The 14,547-nt window shown below is 61.2% G+C and carries 17 protein-coding genes; 6 read left to right on the forward strand and 11 right to left on the reverse strand.

Going from position 1 to position 14,547, the window contains the following annotated elements; translation table 11 throughout:
• Window positions 1-22 precede the first annotated feature (22 nt).
• The 3 genes from ACRESD_RS05920 to ACRESD_RS05930 are packed head-to-tail and all read right to left on the reverse strand — an operon-like array spanning window position 23 to window position 2,174.
• Window positions 23-610, reverse strand: coding sequence for a YggT family protein (locus tag ACRESD_RS05920; RefSeq protein WP_431750075.1), 588 nt, complete (start codon window positions 608-610; stop codon window positions 23-25).
• A 25-nt stretch (window positions 611-635) separates the two neighbouring features.
• Window positions 636-1,454, reverse strand: coding sequence for a pyrroline-5-carboxylate reductase (gene proC / locus ACRESD_RS05925; RefSeq protein ID WP_431750076.1), 819 nt, complete (start codon window positions 1,452-1,454; stop codon window positions 636-638).
• Window positions 1,455-1,487: 33 nt separating this feature from the next.
• Entirely contained in the window at window positions 1,488-2,174 is a 687-nt protein-coding gene (locus ACRESD_RS05930; RefSeq protein ID WP_431750077.1) for a YggS family pyridoxal phosphate-dependent enzyme, read from the reverse strand.
• Between the two features lie 57 nt (window positions 2,175-2,231).
• Here ACRESD_RS05930 and ACRESD_RS05935 point away from each other — a divergent pair, with 57 nt between their 5' ends.
• Window positions 2,232-3,263 carry a type IV pilus twitching motility protein PilT gene (locus ACRESD_RS05935; RefSeq protein ID WP_431750078.1) on the forward strand — a complete coding sequence of 344 codons (1,032 nt, stop codon included), beginning with the start codon at window positions 2,232-2,234 and terminating at the stop codon, window positions 3,261-3,263.
• Between the two features lie 138 nt (window positions 3,264-3,401).
• Here the strand turns inward: ACRESD_RS05935 and ACRESD_RS05940 are convergent, their stop codons facing one another.
• On the reverse strand, window positions 3,402-4,037 hold the full coding sequence (locus tag ACRESD_RS05940; RefSeq protein WP_431750079.1) for a C40 family peptidase: 636 nt from the start codon (window positions 4,035-4,037) through the stop codon (window positions 3,402-3,404).
• Window positions 4,038-4,287: 250 nt separating this feature from the next.
• Here ACRESD_RS05940 and ACRESD_RS05945 point away from each other — a divergent pair, with 250 nt between their 5' ends.
• Entirely contained in the window at window positions 4,288-4,716 is a 429-nt protein-coding gene (locus ACRESD_RS05945) for an NINE protein (protein WP_431750080.1), read from the forward strand.
• Window positions 4,717-4,853: 137 nt separating this feature from the next.
• Here ACRESD_RS05945 and ACRESD_RS05950 read toward each other — a convergent pair whose 3' ends face one another.
• The 7 genes from ACRESD_RS05950 to gshB all read right to left on the reverse strand — a co-directional run bounded on the left by ACRESD_RS05950 (window position 4,854) and on the right by gshB (window position 10,886).
• A complete protein-coding gene (locus tag ACRESD_RS05950) occupies window positions 4,854-6,125 on the reverse strand; it encodes a dihydroorotase (RefSeq protein WP_431750081.1) in 1,272 nt (423 codons plus the stop codon).
• Window positions 6,122-7,126, reverse strand: coding sequence for an aspartate carbamoyltransferase catalytic subunit (locus ACRESD_RS05955; protein ID WP_338574510.1), 1,005 nt, complete (start codon window positions 7,124-7,126; stop codon window positions 6,122-6,124). The genes ACRESD_RS05950 and ACRESD_RS05955 overlap by 4 nt, the downstream gene beginning before the upstream one ends.
• Window positions 7,127-7,150: 24 nt before the next feature.
• Complete coding sequence (gene pyrR, locus ACRESD_RS05960) at window positions 7,151-7,657, reverse strand: bifunctional pyr operon transcriptional regulator/uracil phosphoribosyltransferase PyrR (protein ID WP_069078480.1); 507 nt, start codon at window positions 7,655-7,657, stop codon at window positions 7,151-7,153.
• 71 nt (window positions 7,658-7,728) lie between these two features.
• The gene (gene ruvX, locus ACRESD_RS05965; protein WP_003195067.1) at window positions 7,729-8,166 is read right to left on the reverse strand and encodes a Holliday junction resolvase RuvX; all 438 of its coding nucleotides are present in this window, start codon (window positions 8,164-8,166) and stop codon (window positions 7,729-7,731) included.
• Window positions 8,166-8,735, reverse strand: a complete 570-nt coding sequence (locus tag ACRESD_RS05970; RefSeq protein ID WP_431750082.1) for a YqgE/AlgH family protein — start codon at window positions 8,733-8,735, stop codon at window positions 8,166-8,168. Before ACRESD_RS05970 ends, ruvX begins: the two co-directional genes overlap by 1 nt.
• 214 nt (window positions 8,736-8,949) lie before the next feature.
• The gene (locus tag ACRESD_RS05975; protein WP_431750083.1) at window positions 8,950-9,855 is read right to left on the reverse strand and encodes an energy transducer TonB; all 906 of its coding nucleotides are present in this window, start codon (window positions 9,853-9,855) and stop codon (window positions 8,950-8,952) included.
• 77 nt (window positions 9,856-9,932) lie between these two features.
• Window positions 9,933-10,886 carry a glutathione synthase gene (gene gshB, locus ACRESD_RS05980; RefSeq protein ID WP_016976046.1) on the reverse strand — a complete coding sequence of 318 codons (954 nt, stop codon included), beginning with the start codon at window positions 10,884-10,886 and terminating at the stop codon, window positions 9,933-9,935.
• Between the two features lie 239 nt (window positions 10,887-11,125).
• Between gshB and pilG the strand changes: the two genes are divergently transcribed.
• The 4 genes from pilG to ACRESD_RS06000 are packed head-to-tail and all read left to right on the forward strand — an operon-like array spanning window position 11,126 to window position 14,530.
• Window positions 11,126-11,533 carry a twitching motility response regulator PilG gene (gene pilG, locus ACRESD_RS05985; protein ID WP_431750084.1) on the forward strand — a complete coding sequence of 136 codons (408 nt, stop codon included), beginning with the start codon at window positions 11,126-11,128 and terminating at the stop codon, window positions 11,531-11,533.
• A gap of 46 nt (window positions 11,534-11,579) precedes the next feature.
• Window positions 11,580-11,945 (forward strand): twitching motility response regulator PilH, encoded by a 366-nt coding sequence (pilH, locus tag ACRESD_RS05990; protein ID WP_016972941.1) that lies wholly within the window; start codon window positions 11,580-11,582, stop codon window positions 11,943-11,945.
• A 12-nt stretch (window positions 11,946-11,957) separates the two neighbouring features.
• Window positions 11,958-12,482 carry a chemotaxis protein CheW gene (locus ACRESD_RS05995; RefSeq protein WP_431750085.1) on the forward strand — a complete coding sequence of 175 codons (525 nt, stop codon included), beginning with the start codon at window positions 11,958-11,960 and terminating at the stop codon, window positions 12,480-12,482.
• A complete protein-coding gene (locus ACRESD_RS06000) occupies window positions 12,479-14,530 on the forward strand; it encodes a methyl-accepting chemotaxis protein (RefSeq protein WP_431750086.1) in 2,052 nt (683 codons plus the stop codon). Before ACRESD_RS05995 ends, ACRESD_RS06000 begins: the two co-directional genes overlap by 4 nt.
• Window positions 14,531-14,547: the final 17 nt, after the last annotated feature.

The following is a 14,547-nucleotide window of genomic DNA, read 5'->3' on the forward strand; positions in this document are numbered from 1 at the left end:
CTCCCACAGGGTTTACTGCATTTCAGATCAGGCCGAACAGTTCCTTCGGCATGAACGCATAGAAGGCCAAGCGTGGGATCACCCAGCTTTGCAGCAACTGGATCGCGATAAATGCGAAGATCGGCGAGATATCCAGGCCGCCCAGGTTGGGGATCAAGCGACGGAACGGCGCCAGCACCGGCTCGGTGATCTGGTACACCAGCTCGGCGCCCGGGCTACGGCTGCCGGGTGCGACCCACGACAGGATCACGCTGATGATCATCGACCAGAAGATGATCTTCAAAAACAGCGAGAAAATGCCGATCAGGCCCCACGGCAACAGCAGCACGGTGTTGGCCTGGTAGCCGTTGAGCAGCAGGATCACCGCGAACAGCAGGATTTGCAGGAGCAGCGCCAGCACCAGTGACGACATGTCCAGGCCGAACATGCTCGGGATCACCCGGCGCAGTGGCTTGAGCAGCGGCTGGGTGGCTTTCACCACGAACTGGCAAAGCGGGTTGTAGAAGTTCGCCCGCACCAGTTGCAGGATAAAACGCATCAGCACGATCAGCAGGTACAGGCTGCCCAGGGTCTGGATGATGAAAATGGCAGCGTCATTGATTCCGAGCATGTTTGTTTCCTAATGTAGGGGACGACTATTTGCCCAGCTGCTCGGCCATTTCGGCCGAACGGTGTGCTGCGGCACCCAGTGCTTTTTCCACCAGGGCTTCAAAGCCCCCGGTCTGGAACGATTCGATGGCGGCCTGCGTGGTACCGCCTGGGGAGGTGACACGACGGCGCAACTCGGCGGCATCCACATCGCTGCCCACTGCCATGTGCGCCGCACCCAGGGCGGTTTGCTCGGCCAGTTGCTCAGCGACTTCGTGAGACAGGCCCAGTTTCACACCGGCCGCGGTCATCGCTTCGATCAACAGGAAGAAATACGCCGGGCCGCTGCCGGACACGGCGGTGACGGCATCCAACTGTTGTTCCTGTTCCAGCCACAGGGCGGTGCCTACGGCGGATAACAGCGCTTGAGCCTGATCGCGTTGTTCGGCGCTGACCTCGGACGTGGCGTACAGGCCGCTCACGCCCTGGCGCAGCAGCGCCGGGGTGTTGGGCATGCAGCGCACGATGGGCTGGGCACCGAGCCAGTTGTTCATGCTGGCGCACGTGATGCCGGCGGCAATCGATACCACCAGTTGGTGCGGCTGCAGGCTCGGGCGCAGGCTTTCGCATACGGCCTTCATGGCCTGCGGCTTGACCGCCAGCACGATGACGTCGACGCCATGGATGGCTTCGGCGTTGTCGACGAACGTTTTGATACCGTGTTCGGCGCTGACGCGGGCGCGGGTGTCGGCACCTGGGTCGCTGGCGCGGATCTGCTCAGCTTCCAGGCCCTTGGCCCGCAGGCCGCCGATCAGGCTGGCCGCCATGTTGCCGGCGCCGATAAAGGCAATACGCGTGTTGCTCATGACAGGTCCTTATTCAGAAAGAAGTCAGCCATTTCACGGCTGGCCGTAGTCGCGCGCACCAAACAGGGCGGTACCGATCCGCACCCAGGTGGCGCCTTGGGCGATGGCCGACTCAAGGTCGTGGCTCATGCCCATGGAAAGTGTATCCAGCGGCAGGTTCAAGCTGGCCTGCAGGTCTCTTACGGTAGCGAACGCCGCATCTTGCGCAGCGCGATCTTCAGTTGGCTCAGGGATCGCCATCAAGCCCCGCAGTTGCAAACGCGGCAGGGCGCTGATGGCATTGGCCAGGGCCGGCAGGTCGGCGGGCGTGCAGCCGGACTTGCTGGCTTCGCCACTGACGTTGACCTGGATGCAGATGTTCAGCGGTGGCAGGTCGGCCGGGCGTTGTTCGGACAAACGTTGTGCGATTTTCAAGCGGTCCACGGAATGCACCCAAGCGAAGTTCTCGGCGATAGCGCGCGTCTTGTTCGATTGAATGGGGCCGATGAAGTGCCAACTCAAGGGCAGGTCGGTTAATTCGACCTGTTTGCCCAGGGCTTCCTGCAGGTAGTTTTCGCCAAAGTCGCGCATGCCGGCGGCAAAGGCTTCACGCACGGCTTGCGCGGGTTTGGTCTTGCTCACGGCCAGCAGGTGGATGCTGTTTTCGTCACGTTGCACGGCGTGGGCCGCGGCACGGATCCGCTCGCTAACCAAGCCAATGTTGTCTGCTATCGTCGACATTCAAGATGCACCCGTGGATATGGAGTCCGCGGCATTCTACTGGAAATGGAAAGCCCTATGGATATCACTGAACTGCTGACAGCCGGCGTGTCCCGTGGCGCCTCAGACCTGCATTTGTCCGCTGGCCTGGTGCCTATGCTGCGAATCGATGGCGAGGTCTGGCCCCTGGATGAAACGGTACTTTCGCCACCGCAAGTCGCGGACTTATTGAGCCCTTTGCTCAATCAACACCAACAAAAGGATTTCGAAACATCTCTTGAAACGGATTTTGCCTTTGAGTTGCCCGGCGTGGCACGCTTTCGGGCCAATGTATTCCGGCAGGATCGGGGTATGGGCGCGGTGTTTCGTACCATTCCCGAGGTGCGGAGCCTGGAAAGCCTGGGTCTTGGAGAGGTGTTCCAGCGTATCGCTCAATTGCCCCATGGCCTGGTGCTGGTGACCGGGCCGACCGGGTCCGGCAAGTCCACCACACTGGCGGCGATGATCGACCACCTCAACCAGCATCGGCGCCAGCACATCCTCACCCTCGAAGACCCCATCGAATTTATCCACAAGCCCAAACTGGCGCTGATCAACCAGCGCCAGGTGCTTCGCGATACCCACAGCTTCTCGGTGGCTCTGCGTTCGGCGTTGCGTGAAGACCCGGATGTGATTCTGGTGGGGGAACTGCGCGACCTGGAAACCATCCGCCTCGCGCTGACAGCGGCTGAGACCGGGCACTTGGTATTGGGCACCTTGCACACGACTTCGGCGGCAAAGACCGTGGACAGGCTGGTGGACGTGTTCCCTGCGGGGGAAAAGGCGATGGTGCGTTCGATGCTGTCGGAATCGCTGCAGGCAGTGGTTTCGCAGGTGCTTGTGAAGAAGATCGGCGGCGGGCGGGTGGCGGCTCACGAGATCATGTTGGGTACGCCGGCAATTCGTAACCTGATTCGTGAGGACAAAGGCGCGCAAATGGTTTCGGCGATCCAGACGGGTGGGGCATTGGGGATGAAAACGTTGGATATGAGCTTGAAGGCGTTAGTCGGCGAGGGGCTGATCAGCCGGGAGGGTGCGCGGGAGAAAGCGAGGGTGCCTGCAGACATATAAGATCTTGTAGGCACTGAAAAACCAATGTGGGAGCGGGCTTGCTCGCGAATGCGGTAGACCAGCCTGCTCATCAGGTACTGAACCACCGCATTCGCGAGCAAGCCCGCTCCCACATTTTATATCGCATTCAACCAGGAGTCAGCGTTGTACCACGCGCAGGTTGTTCTGCTCTTTAGGCAGAACCCGCTTGGCAATCACGTAGTTCTTGTCCCAGAACGGTTTCTTCAGCGTGTCGATGCTCACCGACTTGCCACGACGCGGTGCGTGGATGAAGCGGTCGTTGCCCAAGTAGATGGCGACGTGATTGACCTGGCGGCTCTTCAACTTGAAGAACAGCAGGTCGCCCGGTTTCAGGTCCTTGCGGTCAACCTTCAACCCGTGACCAGCGGCCATGGCGTTGGAGGTGCGTGGCAAATCCACCGCTTTGACGTCGTTAAACGCATATTTCACCAAACCGCTGCAGTCGAACCCTTTACTTGGGCTGCTGCCGCCCCAACGATAAGGAGTACCGAGCACGTTGACGGCGCGGCTGAGGACATTGCTGCTTTGCTTGGTGTTAACGGCCAGTTGGGTGTGAAGCGCTTTACCGTGGCCCTTGCCCACTTGAGTCGGGCGGTTCACGGTCAGCTTTGCCGATTTGGCAGTGCTCGGTGTGCTGTGAACTTTAGGGGTGAAACCGTTAACGTTAGGAAGTCGTTGCTCACGATTGGTGGCGTGGGCGGCCAGTGGCATTAATAGGCAAATGGTTAGCCATGTCTTGAAAAATGGTCGCATTAGGCGTGGCTCTTATGGGTTTGCGCGCAACTTTATAACAGCTTTTTGTGCTGTTCTCAGGCCGTTTGTCGACTGAACCTTGGGGTCAAATACAGGAAAAGCGCGACGTTTTATCGCAATTGTCCTACAGAAGTCAGGCAGTACAAGGCTTTGAGGGGAGGGAAGATACCATTTGCCGTACGTCGGGCGCCCGTAAAAAAGTCACAAAGAAAATGAAAAAATTTATCTATCGAGGCAAAAGAGGTACTTCATGAACACCTATCGACAGGATGTTTCGCAGCAAGACACCCACAGCAAGGTGATTGGTTACCTGCTCTGGATTTTCGGTTTTACCGGTGCACACCGCTTCTACTACGGTAAACCCGTGACCGGCACGATCTGGTTTTTCACCTTCGGCTTACTGGGCATCGGCTGGCTGATCGACCTGTTCCTGATCCCGGCCATGGACCGTGAAGCCGACCTGCGTTTTACCGCCGGGCCGATCGAATACAACGTGGCCTGGGTACTGCTGGCGTTCCTGGGTGTGTTCGGTTTGCACCGCATGTACCAGGGCAAATGGATCACCGGCCTGATCTACCTGCTGACCGGCGGCTTGTTCCTGATAGGGGTGCTGTATGACTTCTGGACGTTGAACACGCAGATTTCGATCCGTAATGCCGAGCGCAATAACGGACGATAAACCTGCACCAATCAAGTGTGGGAGCAGGCTTGTGTGGGAGCCGGCTTGCCTGCGATAGCATCGCCTCGGTTGGGCTGAAAGACCGAGGTGCCTGCATCGCAGGCAAGCCGGCTCCCACATTTTTAACGGTGCCCGCTTTAGGCCTGGTAGGTAATCCGGCCGTCCACCAAGGTGTAGCGCACCGTTGCCGGCAGGCTATGGCCGATGAACGGGCAGTTTTCACCCTTGGACAACCAGTGTTCCCCGGCCACGGTGGAACTGGCCAGGTCAAACAGCACCAGATCCGCCGCCGAACCCACGGCCAGCTTACCTGCCGGCAGACGCAGGGCTTCGGCCGGGCCGGCGCCCAGGCGGGCCAGCAGCGTCGGCAAGTCGAGCAAGCCGTCTTCCACCAACGTCATCGCCAGCGGTAGCAACAGCTCGACGCTGCTGATGCCCGGCTCTGTCGCGCCAAACGGTGCCAACTTGGCATCGCGTTCGTGGGGCTGGTGATGGCTGGAGATCGCCGACACCACGCCGGACTTCACCGCCGCACGCAAACCATCACGGTCGGCACGGGTACGCAATGGCGGTTGCACGTGATACAGGCTGGAGAAGTCGATCAGCGCCTCATCCGTCAGGATCAACTGGTACAGCGCCACATCCGCCGTCACCGGCAAGCCACGGGCCTGGGCCTGGGCGATCAGGGCGACGCCCCGGGCGCTGGTCAGTTGGCTGAAGTGCGCGCGCACGCCGCTTTGTTCCACCAGCAACAGGTCGCGGGCCAGGGCCACGGTTTCGGCGGTTTCCGGAATGCCCGGCAAGCCGAGGAAGCTGGCGACGGCGCCTTCATGGGCCAGGCCGCCTTCGGCCAGGTCGTGGTCCTGGGAGTGGAAGATCACCGTCAAGTCGAAGGTGGCCGCATATTCCAGGGCACGACACAGGGTGCGAGTACTGCGGAAGCTCTCCAGGCCGTTGCCGAAGGCTACGCAACCGGCGTCACGCAGGGCGATCAGCTCGGCAAGCTGTTCGCCCTCCAGGCCTTTGCTCAGGGCGCCGATGGGGAATACCTTGCAATTGCCGGCTTCACGGGCTCGATCAAGGATCAGCTCGGTCACCGCCGAAGTGTCCAGGATCGGCTTGGTGTGCGGCGGGCAGCACAGGCTGGTCACACCGCCGGCGGCGGCGGCACGGGTTTCGCTGGTGATGTTGCCTTTGCGGCTGTAGCCCGGCTCGCGCAGGGCGACGTTCAGGTCCACCAGGCCGGGCGCGGCCACCAGGCCCTTGGCGTCGATGGTCTCATGAGCGCTGAAGCCGCTGGGCGCGGCGCCGATGGCGATGATCTTGCCGGCTTCCAGATGCAGATCGGTAACTTGATCCAGGCCGCTGGCCGGATCGATGACTCGGGCGCCGAGAATGCTGAGCTTCACTGGGCGTTCTCCTGCTCGAATTGACGTTGCGCGGTTTGTCCGCTCATGGCCATGGACAATACGGCCATGCGCACGGCGATGCCGTAGGTCACCTGGTTCAAGATCACCGACTGCGGGCCGTCGGCCACTGCCGACTCAATTTCCACCCCTCGGTTGATGGGGCCCGGGTGCATCACGATGGCATCCGGCTTGGCGCCGGCCAGGCGTGCGGTGGTCAAGCCGAACAGGCGGTAGAACTCGCCTTCGCTGGGCAGCAGGCCGCCGGCCATGCGCTCGCGTTGCAGGCGCAGCATGATCACCACATCCACATCCTTGAGGCCTTCGGTCATGTCGGTATAAACCTTCACGCCGTATTGCTCGATGCCGATAGGCAGCAGGGTTTTCGGGGCGATCACGCGGATATCCGGGCAACCCAGGGCTTTCAGGGCCAGCATGTTCGAGCGCGCGACCCGCGAGTGCAGGATGTCGCCGACGATGGCCACCGAGAGGTTTTCAAAGCTGCCTTTGTGCCGACGGATGGTGAGCATGTCGAGCATGCCCTGGGTCGGGTGGGCATGACGGCCATCGCCGCCGTTGATGATCGCCACCTGCGGGCACACATGCTCGGCGATGAAGTGCGCGGCGCCGGAGTCGCCGTGGCGTACCACGAACATGTCGGCGGCCATGGCTTCCAGGTTGCGCAGGGTGTCGAGCAGGGTTTCGCCCTTGCTCGCCGACGAAGTGGACACGTTCAGCGTGATCACGTCGGCCGACAGCCGTTGGGCCGCCAGTTCAAAGGTGGTGCGGGTGCGGGTGGAGTTCTCGAAGAACACGTTGCAGATGGTTTTGCCGCGCAACAACGGGACCTTCTTCACCGCCCGACCGCCGACTTCGAGGAACGAGTCGGCCGTGTCGAGGATTTCGGTGAGCAGTTCGCGGGGCAAACCGTCGAGGGACAAGAAGTGTTGCAACTGGCCCTGAGCATTGAGCTGCAGCGGGCGCTTGGCATCTAGAGGCGTCATCGCGGGGACTCTTTACAAGGCGGTTTAAAGGGCGAGGTCTTGCAGTTCGAGTTCGAGCGGCGTGGGACCGGATAATTTTACTCGCTGGTGGGCCTCCAGGGACAGTGTGGCGCCGACCACATCCGGGCTGATCGGCAGTTCGCCAGCATCCAGGTCCAGCAGGCACACCAGCGTCACGCTGGCCGGGCGGCCGTAGTCGAACAGCTCGTTCATGGCGGCACGGATGGTACGACCGCTCATCAGCACATCGTCGATCAATACCAGGTGCTGGCCTTCGATCTCGAATGGCAGGGCCGAAGGGCGCACTTGCGGATGCAAGCCGTTCTGGCTGAAGTCGTCGCGGTAGAAGGACACGTCCAGCGTGCCCAGTGGCGAATCACTGCCCAGGGCTTCCAGCAACGCTTGGGCTACCCAGACACCGCCGGTGCGGATGCCGATGAAGCGTGGCTCGCTGATGGCACGGTGTTGCAGATGGGCCGTAAGGCTTGTCGCCATCTGGCTGATCAGTTCGGCGGGATTGGGCAGGCTCATGGGGCTCCTTCTAGGCCTTGCGCTGGCAAGGTCCGGGCTCAAACGTAAAAAGACGCGGCAAGCCGCGTCAGTCAGGATTCAAATAAAGCGGTGTTTTCGTCCAGCCAACCTTGCAACAGCAAGGCGGCGGCTATGGCGTCCACGGGATTGTCCCGGTAGCTGCCTTTCTGCCCGCCACGGTCACGGCGTTCACCTTTGGCTTCAAAGGTAGTGAGGCGCTCATCGTGGGTATAGAAGGGCAGGTTGTAGCGGCCATTGAGGCGTCGGGCGAATTTTTCGGCGCGCAGGCACATGTCGCTGGGGGTGCCGTCCATATTCAACGGCAGGCCGACCACGACAGCGTCGGGTTTCCATTCCTTGATCAGGGCTTCGACCTGGTTCCAGTCCGGCACGCCGTTCTGGGCTTTCAAGGTGCACAGCTCGCGGGCCTGGCCGGTAATCACTTGGCCGACCGCAACGCCGATCTGTTTGGTGCCGTAGTCAAAACCTAAAATCAGACGCAAAGCCATCAGGCGTGCCCCGCCTGGCTGGTCAGCAGGTTGAGGTTGATCCGCAGTTTGGCTGCTGCTGCGTCAAGACGCAGTTCAGTGGGGGTGTTGAACAGGATGTCGGCGTCGAACGGGCACGTCAGCCAGGCATTGCTGGCCAGTTCCGCCTCCAGTTGCCCGGCTTCCCAACCGGCATAGCCGAGGGTAATCACACTTTGCTCAGGCCCAATGCCATCGGCGATGGCGAACAACACATCCTGGGAAGTAGACAGCGATACGCCTTCAAGGTCGACCGTGGCCTGGAACTTCGGCCCGGTGGGGTGCAGTACAAAACCGCGATCAGTCTGCACCGGCCCGCCGATGTAAATCGGTACGCCCTGGCAACGGGCCGGCGGCTCGACCTCCGGTCGTAGTTGCTCAAGGATATCGGCCAGGTTCAGCTCTTGCGGACGGTTCACCACCAGCCCCATGGCACCTTTGGCCGTGTGCTCGACGATGTAGGTCAGGGTCTGCGCAAAGTTCGGGTCGGCCATATGGGGCATGGCGATCAGGAATTGGTGCTTGAGATAGGTCGGGCTGACGTTTTTCATGTTTGATAGTGTGGCGTTGGAGGGGCGAACTGACAAGTGTGGTGAAGGGGGCTTGTGTAGTGAGCGGGCTTGCCCCGCGCTGGGTGGCGAAGCCGCCCAAAATCCAGGCACCGCGTTTCTCCTGAAACATCGCGGCGTACTAGTTAGGGCGGCTTCGCCACCCAGCGCGGGGCAAGCCCGCTCACTACAAAGAGCTCGATTGCCACAAAAACCTTCAGTTACTGGAGAGGCGGTCGCCCCTGGCGAACTTCCAGGTGCGGATGATTTCCAGGCGGTCGACGTCGTTCAGGTCGCCGGTAAACGGCGCGAAGGGGGCAGCCAGGCGCACAATGCGCTGGGCGGCCTGATCGAGCAGCGGCTGGCCGGACGACTCCAGCACTTGCACTTCATATAACGAACCATCGCGATTGATCGACACCAGCAAGCGCAAATTGCCATAAATCTGCTGGCGCCGTGCCTCATCCGGGTAATTGAGGTTGCCGATGCGCTCGACCTTTTTGCGCCACTCGTCCTTATACCAGGCGCCTTTGTCGCGCATGGTCGACGCGGCGTTCAGGCGATAGATGCGTGGACGCTTGGCATACAGCTGTTGTTCGTTGGCCAGTTCCGCTTCCAGGCTGGAAATTTGGTCGGAAAGCTGCGAGCTGTCGAAGGTCGGCGCCGGTTTCACCGGCTCGGGTTGCGGCTCGGTCTTGGTTTTTTCGCGCTGGGCCGGGGCTTTCTGCGGTTTGGGCGCGACGGTGGTCACGGCAGGCTTGGGCGTGGCCTGCTTGACCTCGGGCTTGGGCTTCGGCGGCGGGGTGACTTTATTCACCTTGTTGTCTTGGAACGGCGCCACTTCAGTGGTCTTGGGCACCGCTTTCTTGTCCAGGGTGCCGCTGCCTTGCTGGTTTTCCTGAGCGAGAAAATCGGCCTTCTCGGGCTTCTTTTCGCTCTTGAACGTAGCGAGGGTGATTTCCAGGGTCTTGGTGATCTGCTTGGGTTCGGCAAAGGTGAAGCCCAGGCCGAGGAGCAACGCGAGGTGGATCAATGCTGCCAGGAACAGGGTGAATCCGAGCCGATCAGCCGGGCGCACACCGCTATGGGAGAGTTCTGAGGGCAGATCGGACGGGAGTGTCATGACAAGAAAACCAACATCGCGCGTTTCACAGGTGGCGCATGATAACGCAATGTTGGTACGTGTCCGGCTGTTCTATGTCACTTGGCTTGTAGCTTGCGTTCAATCGCTGCCATCAGCATTTCGCCGATGTTCGTGCCAAATGCATTGTCGATCTCGCGAATACAGGTCGGGCTGGTGACGTTGATTTCGGTGAGGTTTTCGCCGATGACGTCCAGCCCTACAAACAGCAGGCCTTTTTCGCGCAGGGTCGGGCCGACCTGGGCTGCAATCCAGCGGTCCTTGTCCGACAGAGGGCGCGCTTCACCACGGCCACCGGCTGCCAGGTTGCCGCGGGTCTCGCCCGCCGCCGGAATGCGCGCCAGGCAGTAGTCCACCGGCTCGCCGTCGATCATCAGGATGCGCTTGTCGCCGTCCTTGATCGCCGGCAGGTAGGCCTGGCCCATGATCTGCTGGGTGCCCAGGGCGGTCAGGGTTTCCAGGATCACCGACAGGTTCGGGTCGCCGGCGCGGTGACGGAAGATCGACGTACCGCCCATGCCGTCCAGCGGCTTGAGGATCACGTCACCGTGCTTGGCGGCAAATTCACGCAGCACGTCGGCGCGGCGGCTGACCACGGTCGGCGGTGTGCACTGTGGGAACAGGGTGGCGAACAGCTTTTCGTTGCAGTCGCGCAGGCTCTGCGGCTTGTTGACGATCAGCACGCCGGCACGCTCGGCCTGCTCCAGCAGGTAGGTGGAGTAGACGAACTCCATGTCGAACGGCGGGTCCTTGCGCATCAGGATCACATCCAGATCGCTCAGCGGGCTGTCGATTTCGTCCGCCAGCTCGAACCACTTCTCAGGGTTGGCGAACACCTGCAACGGGCGCATGCGCGCGCGGGCCTCGCCGTCGCCCTGGTACAAGTCGCGCTGCTCCATATAGAACAGCGTCCAGCCGCGGGCCTGGGCGGCCAGGAGCATGGCCAGCGAGCTGTCCTTTTTATAGGAAATGCTGGCGATAGGGTCCATGACAATGCCGACGCGAACGCTCATGGGGGATTTCCTCTAGCAAATTAGGGCGCATAAAAGTGGCGTCAGAGTGGCGCTGCGGCTGTTGTGGGTCAAGGAAAAACCACCGGGCGGGCCGCTCGATAGATTGCGCCATGAGACTGTGCTAAAAAGACTGCCACGGCGCAGCAGCCCTTGAGTTCCAAGGCTTCTGGCGTTCATCCTGTGCAACATCAGGCAGTACACACCGAAAACCGATTCGCTGTGGCGATGGTAGAGCAGATATGGAACAGCATTCCCACGCCTTGAGAGTGATGGTGATCGACGATTCGAAAACGATCCGCCGCACCGCCGAAACCTTGTTGAAGAACGTAGGCTGCGAAGTCATCACGGCCATCGACGGTTTCGATGCCCTGGCGCGGATCGTGGATCATCACCCGCACATTATCTTTGTCGACATCATGATGCCGCGCCTGGATGGCTACCAGACCTGCGCGCTGGTGAAGAACAACCCGGCGTTCAAGTCGATCCCGGTGATCATGTTGTCCTCCAAGGATGGCCTGTTCGACAAGGCCAAGGGGCGTATCGTGGGTGTCGATCAGTTTTTGACCAAGCCTTTCAACAAGGAAGAACTGCTGAGCGTGATCAAGGCCTACGTGCCTGCCTTCGCCTCAGTAGAACAAGCACACTGATACCGCCTCACAAGGGCCGGCGTCCACCAAAGTAATGGGGAAAACCATGGCACGTGTTCTGATCGTCGACGATTCGCCGACCGAAATGTACAAACTGACCGGCATGCTGGAAAAGCATGGCCACCAGGTACTGAAAGCCGAAAACGGCGCGGACGGCGTGGCCCTGGCCCGCCAGGAACTACCTGACGCGGTGCTGATGGACATCGTGATGCCGGGCCTCAATGGCTTCCAGGCCACCCGCCAGCTGTCCAAGGAGCCGGAAACCAACGGCATCCCGATCATCATCATCACCACCAAGGACCAGGAAACCGACAAGATCTGGGGCGCGCGCCAGGGCGCCAAGGACTACCTGACCAAGCCGGTGGACGAAGACACCCTGATCGCCACCCTGAACAAGGTGCTGGCCGGCTGACGGTTCACCATCATGACCGAGTCGCAAACCGCCTTCGAGTTGCTGCTGGACATCGACCGCCGCTGTCGCCTGCTGGCCGCCGACCTGCCGTCCCAGGAAACCCGCCAGCAGCGCTGGAGCGGGATCGCTTTCCGTGTAGGGCCAAACGGGTATGTGGCGCCCATGGGCGAAGTCGCCGAGGTGCTGCATGAACCGCGCTGCACCTTGATGCCGGGGGTCAAGCCCTGGGTCAAGGGCGTGGCCAATCTGCGCGGGCGCCTGTTGCCAGTGATGGACTTGGGTGGGTTCCTCGGCCTTGAACTGTCCAAGGCGCGCAAGCAACGTCGAGTGCTGGTGGTGGAATTCAACGACCTGTTTGTCGGGCTGCTGGTGGATGAGGTGGTGGGCATGCAGCATTTCGCGCAAGACGCATTAACGGCGATCGCCAACCCCGGCGCGCCGTTTATCCAGGGCCAGTTCGACGGCGACCCGCTGTGGCAGGTCTTCAGCCCCTTCGCCCTGGCCCAGGCCCCAGGCTTCATGGATGTTGCCGCATGACCACCGCTATCCCGCCCAAACCCCAGGCCGCATCGCGCAGCCGTGCACAGATCATTGTGCTGTTTATCGCGTTGATCGTGTTCATCATGCTGCTGTTTGCCAACTTCGCCTATCTCAACACCCAATCGACCTACGACAAGCAGTACATCGGCCACGCCGGTGAATTGCGCGTGCTGTCCCAGCGCATCGCCAAGAACGCCACCGAAGCCGCCGCCGGCAAGGCAGCGGCGTTCAAGTTGCTGGGCGATGCGCGCAACGACTTCGCCCAGCGTTGGGGCTACCTGAAAAAAGGCGATACCGAGACGGGCCTGCCGGCTGCGCCACCTGCTGTGCGCGCCGAAATGCGCGCGGTGCAAACTGATTGGGAAGCGCTGCTGAAAAACACCGACGCGATCCTCGCCAGCGAACAGACCGTGCTGTCCCTGCATCAAGTGGCCGCAACCCTGGCTGAAACCGTGCCGCAGTTGCAGTTGGAGTCGGAAAAAGTCGTCGACATCCTGCTGCAACGCGGCGCCCCGGCCAACCAGGTGGTGTTGGCCCAGCGCCAGTCGTTGCTGGCCGAGCGTATCCTGGGCGCGGTGAATACCGTGCTGGCCGGTGACGACACATCGGTACAGGCCGCCGATGCCTTTGGTCGTGATGCCAACCGTTTCGGCCAGGTGCTCAGCGGCATGCTCCAGGGTAACCCGGGCTTGCGCATCAGCCAGGTCGAGGACCACGACGCCCGTGCGCGACTGGCGGAAATTGCCGAGCTGTTCGAGTTCGTTTCCGGCTCTGTGGATGAAATCCTCGAAACTTCGCCGCAACTGTTTCAGGTGCGGGCGTCGGCGAGCAATATCTTCAACCTCTCGCAAACCCTGCTCGATGAAGCCTCGCACCTGGCCACCGGCTTTGAAAACCTCGCCAGCGGGCGCAGCCTCGACACCATCGGCGGCTACGTGCTGGGCCTGCTGGCGCTGACCTCGATCATCCTGATCGGCTTGGTGATGGTGCGCGAGACCAACCGCCAGTTGCACGAAACCGCCGAGAAGAACGAGCGCAACCAGAACGCGATCATGCGCCTGCTCGACGAAATCGAAGATTTGGCCGACGGCGACCTGACCGTCACCGCCTCGGTGACCGAAGACTTCACCGGCACCATCGCTGACTCCATCAACTATTCGGTGGACCAACTACGCGACCTGGTGGCCACCATCAACCTCACCGCCGGGCAGGTTGCGGGTGCGGTGCAGGATACCCAGGCCACCGCCATGCATTTGGCCCAGGCCTCGGAGCATCAGGCTCAGCAGATCGCCGAGGCCTCCACCGCGATCAACCAGATGGCCCAGTCCATTGATCAGGTATCGGCCAACGCTGCCGAATCTTCGGCGGTGGCAGAGCGTTCGGTGGAGATCGCCAATAAGGGCAACGAGGTGGTGCACAACACCATCCACGGCATGGACAATATTCGCGAGCAGATCCAGGACACCGCCAAGCGCATCAAGCGCCTGGGCGAATCGTCCCAGGAGATTGGCGACATCGTCAGTCTGATCGACGACATCGCCGACCAGACCAACATCCTCGCCCTCAACGCGGCGATCCAGGCGAGCATGGCCGGTGACGCCGGGCGCGGGTTTGCCGTGGTGGCCGATGAAGTACAGCGGCTGGCCGAGCGTTCGTCGGCGGCTACCCGGCAAATCGAAACCCTGGTGCGGGCGATCCAGGCCGACACCAACGAAGCCGTGATCTCCATGGAACAGACCACTACCGAAGTGGTGCGCGGCGCACGGCTGGCGCAGGACGCCGGGGTGGCGCTGGAAGAAATCGAAGGCGTATCGAAAACCCTGGCGGCGTTGATTCAGAGCATTTACAACGCGGCGCAACAGCAGACGTCATCGGCGGGGCAGATTTCCCTGACCATGAACGTGATTCAGCAAATCACCACGCAGACGTCGTCGGGTTCGACCGCCACCGCCGAGAGCATCGGCAATTTGGCGAAGATGGCCAGTCAATTAAGGCGCTCGGTGTCGGGGTTTACTTTACCGGCTGCAAAGCAGGCCGATGACTGAAATGCACTCCAAATGTG

The organism is Pseudomonas sp. (genome assembly GCF_050739995.1).
Taxonomy (GTDB): domain Bacteria; phylum Pseudomonadota; class Gammaproteobacteria; order Pseudomonadales; family Pseudomonadaceae; genus Aquipseudomonas.

Excerpts from the sequence above, each read along its gene's own strand:
- ACRESD_RS05920 (WP_431750075.1), bottom strand. The coding sequence starts at position 610 with ATGCTCGGAATCAATGACGCTGCCATTTTCATCATCCAGACCCTGGGC.
- proC (WP_431750076.1), bottom strand. The coding sequence starts at position 1,454 with ATGAGCAACACGCGTATTGCCTTTATCGGCGCCGGCAACATGGCGGCC.
- ACRESD_RS05930 (WP_431750077.1), bottom strand. The coding sequence starts at position 2,174 with ATGTCGACGATAGCAGACAACATTGGCTTGGTTAGCGAGCGGATCCGT.
- ACRESD_RS05935 (WP_431750078.1), top strand. The coding sequence starts at position 2,232 with ATGGATATCACTGAACTGCTGACAGCCGGCGTGTCCCGTGGCGCCTCA.
- ACRESD_RS05940 (WP_431750079.1), bottom strand. The coding sequence starts at position 4,037 with ATGCGACCATTTTTCAAGACATGGCTAACCATTTGCCTATTAATGCCA.
- ACRESD_RS05945 (WP_431750080.1), top strand. The coding sequence starts at position 4,288 with ATGAACACCTATCGACAGGATGTTTCGCAGCAAGACACCCACAGCAAG.
- ACRESD_RS05955 (WP_338574510.1), bottom strand. The coding sequence starts at position 7,126 with ATGACGCCTCTAGATGCCAAGCGCCCGCTGCAGCTCAATGCTCAGGGC.
- pyrR (WP_069078480.1), bottom strand. The coding sequence starts at position 7,657 with ATGAGCCTGCCCAATCCCGCCGAACTGATCAGCCAGATGGCGACAAGC.
- ruvX (WP_003195067.1), bottom strand. The coding sequence starts at position 8,166 with ATGGCTTTGCGTCTGATTTTAGGTTTTGACTACGGCACCAAACAGATC.
- ACRESD_RS05970 (WP_431750082.1), bottom strand. The coding sequence starts at position 8,735 with ATGAAAAACGTCAGCCCGACCTATCTCAAGCACCAATTCCTGATCGCC.
- ACRESD_RS05975 (WP_431750083.1), bottom strand. The coding sequence starts at position 9,855 with ATGACACTCCCGTCCGATCTGCCCTCAGAACTCTCCCATAGCGGTGTG.
- gshB (WP_016976046.1), bottom strand. The coding sequence starts at position 10,886 with ATGAGCGTTCGCGTCGGCATTGTCATGGACCCTATCGCCAGCATTTCC.
- pilG (WP_431750084.1), top strand. The coding sequence starts at position 11,126 with ATGGAACAGCATTCCCACGCCTTGAGAGTGATGGTGATCGACGATTCG.
- pilH (WP_016972941.1), top strand. The coding sequence starts at position 11,580 with ATGGCACGTGTTCTGATCGTCGACGATTCGCCGACCGAAATGTACAAA.
- ACRESD_RS05995 (WP_431750085.1), top strand. The coding sequence starts at position 11,958 with ATGACCGAGTCGCAAACCGCCTTCGAGTTGCTGCTGGACATCGACCGC.
- ACRESD_RS06000 (WP_431750086.1), top strand. The coding sequence starts at position 12,479 with ATGACCACCGCTATCCCGCCCAAACCCCAGGCCGCATCGCGCAGCCGT.